This is a genomic window from Mesorhizobium sp. M7A.F.Ca.CA.004.06.1.1, assembly GCF_003999135.1.
Taxonomy (GTDB): Bacteria; Pseudomonadota; Alphaproteobacteria; order Rhizobiales; family Rhizobiaceae; genus Mesorhizobium.
The window spans coordinates 1-2715 of record NZ_RZPQ01000775.1; the positions used below are offsets into that span (position 1 = coordinate 1).

The following is a 2715-nucleotide window of genomic DNA, read 5'->3' on the forward strand; positions in this document are numbered from 1 at the left end:
ATCGAGCCCCGAATGATGTTGAGGAAATCGACCTTGCCGGAGCCCGCCAGCCGCCTGGCGATTTCGATCCCCTCCGCCTTCGACAGGCCTTTTTCGAAATCCTCGTCGGCGACCATGCGGATGCCGACGACGAATTTGTCGCCAACGGCTGACCGCACGGCATCGAGCACCATATTGGTGAAGCGCAGGCGATTGTCCAGCGAGCCGCCGAATTCGTCGTCGCGATGATTGGTGGCGGGCGACCAGAAGCCGTCCATCAGATGGCCGTAGGATTCGAACTCGATGCCGTCGAGGCCGGCGGCCTCGCAGCGCTGGGCGGCTGAAGCATAGTCGGCGACGATGCGCTCCATGTCCCAGTCCTCGATCGTCTTCGGGAATGCGCGATGCGCCGGCTCACGCACCGGCGAGGCCGAGAGCACCGGCAGCCAGTCGGCCTTGTTCCAGCCGGTACGGCGGCCGAGATGGGTGATCTGGATCATCACCTTGCAGTCGTGCTCGTGGCAGGCGTCAGCGAGCTCGGCCAGCCATGGCACGATCCTGTCGTCATAGACATGCAGATTGCCGAAAGCGGCCGGGCTGTCGCGCGAGACGATCGCCGAGCCGGCGGTCATGGTCAGCGCCATGCCGCCCTTGGCCTTCTCGGCATGGTAGAGCCGGTATCGCTGTTTCGGCATGCCGTCCTCGGAATAGGCCGGCTCATGGCTGGTCGACATGACCCGGTTCTTCAGCGTCAGGTGTTTGAGCTGGTAGGGCTGGAGAAGCGGATCGTTGCTGGTCATCGTCTTCCTGCGGTTTCAAATTGTGCTAATGAGCGGCAAAATTCGTTTTCAAGCATGTCGTCCCGCACGCACTCCGGGCACATGCGACAAGGATTGCTGCCATGATCGACACCAAAACCCTCACCCAGCTCGGCGCGCACGTCGAGACGCCACGAAGCCCCGAAGCAGCGGTCCTGGAGACCGTACCGTTTTCGCGCGGTGACGGACCGCCGGCGATCGTGCGCTTCACCTGCCCGGAATTCACCTCGCTGTGCCCAGTCACCGGCCAGCCGGACTTCGCCCATATCGTCATCGACTATGCACCCGATGCGGCTCTGGTGGAATCGAAGTCGCTCAAGCTGTTCATGACCTCGTTTCGCAACCATGGCGCCTTCCATGAAGACTGCACCGTCATGATCGGCCGCCGCATCGTGGCGGCAACCAAGCCGCTGTGGTTGCGCATAGGCGGCTATTGGTATCCACGCGGCGGCATTCCGATCGATGTGTTCTGGCAAACCGGCGCTCCGCCCGAAGGCGCCTGGCTGCCCGACACCGGGGTAGCGCCTTATCGCGGGCGGGGTTGAGCGAACGTCAACCATGGATGGCACCCGTCCGGCAGAGCTTTGTTGCAAGAAAGGAAAAGATAGCATCGCTGTAGCGCAGTTGGTCGTAGCGCAGCAGATCGACATGGCCTGCGCCTCCAAACCAGACGAGTTGTGAACCAACGGCAGCATTCTGCAGCGCCAGCACCTGTCCATGATCGATGAAAGGGTCGTTGCTGCCTGCAAGCAGCATCAGCGGCTTGCCGATAGCAGCAAGATGGTCGACCGGCTTGACATCATCGGCGCTCAACCCGAGACGAAGCGGCATCTGTGCCAAAAGGACATCGGCTTGGAAACCGCGCCAGAAGTGGAAAGGCATTCGCCACGCTGTGGTTTCGCGCAAGGTTGCGTAGAGCTGCTCCAGCACATAGGCATCGGCAGGCGCTTGCGGCGCAGCAAAGACAAGTGCGGCGGCGCCAAGCGACGAGCCGATGGCGCCAAGCTTCTGGCCTGGAAAGCGTTGCCGAGCAAAGGTAATAATACGGGCGGCGTCTGGGCCTTCCGAATACCCGAAGCCCTGAACGGCGCCACCGCTCTCTCCATGACCGGAGAGGTCGAACAAGACAACGGAATAGCCAGCGTCGAACAAGAGCTTCGCCCTTTGAACCAAGGCCAGCCTGTTGGCGCCGCGCCCATGTAGCAGCACAATCGCACCGCAACTGCCCTTTCGATCGGCTACCCAGCCGACAAGCTCGGGCGCATCGGCCTGGTCGAGTACGACGCGCTCGACGGAGAAGTCGCCAGGCGCTGCCAGAGCTTGCCGCGGCTGGCGAGCGACTAGTATCGTGCCGATGTGCCAGTCGAACACGCCCCCGGCAACGCCGAGTCCGACCAGCACGATGGCTAGCGAAAAGCAAAGCTTCATCGCCGGTTCATTCGCACTGATACTGGCTGAGTGCCCATTCGCCGGTCACCGACAATAGGTCCGATATCTTCCAGTCGCCGTCGACCCTCTTGAATTTCCATTCCAGCCGGTGCGGGTTGCCCGATATGACGAAGGCGACGATGACCTTGGCCTGGTCGCCGTTGATCGCCTCGAGCGTCTTCAGGCTCTTGTCGATCTCGGCCTTGTCGTAATCGGCATTGTCGAGCGCCATGTTGGGGTCGAGGCACTCGCCCTGCCCGGATTTGCGCAACGCGTCGCTCTTGTCGAGCACGGTTTTGGCCGGGTCGATGAAATGGCTTCGCTCGGCCGGATCGATCTCCAGTCCGACCTGATCGGAAAACGGCCGCACCACGGCGGTCGGCGAGCCCGGCTGGATCGGTGCGGCGGGCGCGGCTTCGGCTGGCGACCATCCCACCGGCGGCGTGGCCGGTTCCGCCGCTCCGACCGGCGCATTTGCGGGCGGTGACCC

3 protein-coding genes and 1 pseudogene are annotated in these 2715 nt (G+C 62.8%); 1 reads left to right on the forward strand and 3 read right to left on the reverse strand.

Annotated features, from left to right (window positions below):
• Positions 1–779: pseudogene (locus tag EN906_RS29965) on the reverse strand (N-methylproline demethylase); the annotation flags it as partial.
• A gap of 101 nt (positions 780–880) precedes the next feature.
• Here EN906_RS29965 and queF point away from each other — a divergent pair.
• Complete coding sequence (gene queF / locus EN906_RS29970; RefSeq protein WP_027042220.1) at positions 881–1342, forward strand: preQ(1) synthase; 462 nt, start codon at positions 881–883, stop codon at positions 1340–1342.
• Positions 1343–1349: 7 nt separating this feature from the next.
• Here the strand turns inward: queF and EN906_RS29975 are convergent, their stop codons facing one another.
• Together EN906_RS29975 and EN906_RS29980 are read right to left on the reverse strand one after the other, a co-directional pair.
• Positions 1350–2225, reverse strand: coding sequence for an alpha/beta fold hydrolase (locus EN906_RS29975; RefSeq protein ID WP_127272152.1), 876 nt, complete (start codon positions 2223–2225; stop codon positions 1350–1352).
• 7 nt (positions 2226–2232) lie between these two features.
• Positions 2233–2715: hypothetical protein (locus tag EN906_RS29980; protein ID WP_127375591.1), on the reverse strand; the 483-nt coding region annotated here is incomplete at its 5' end.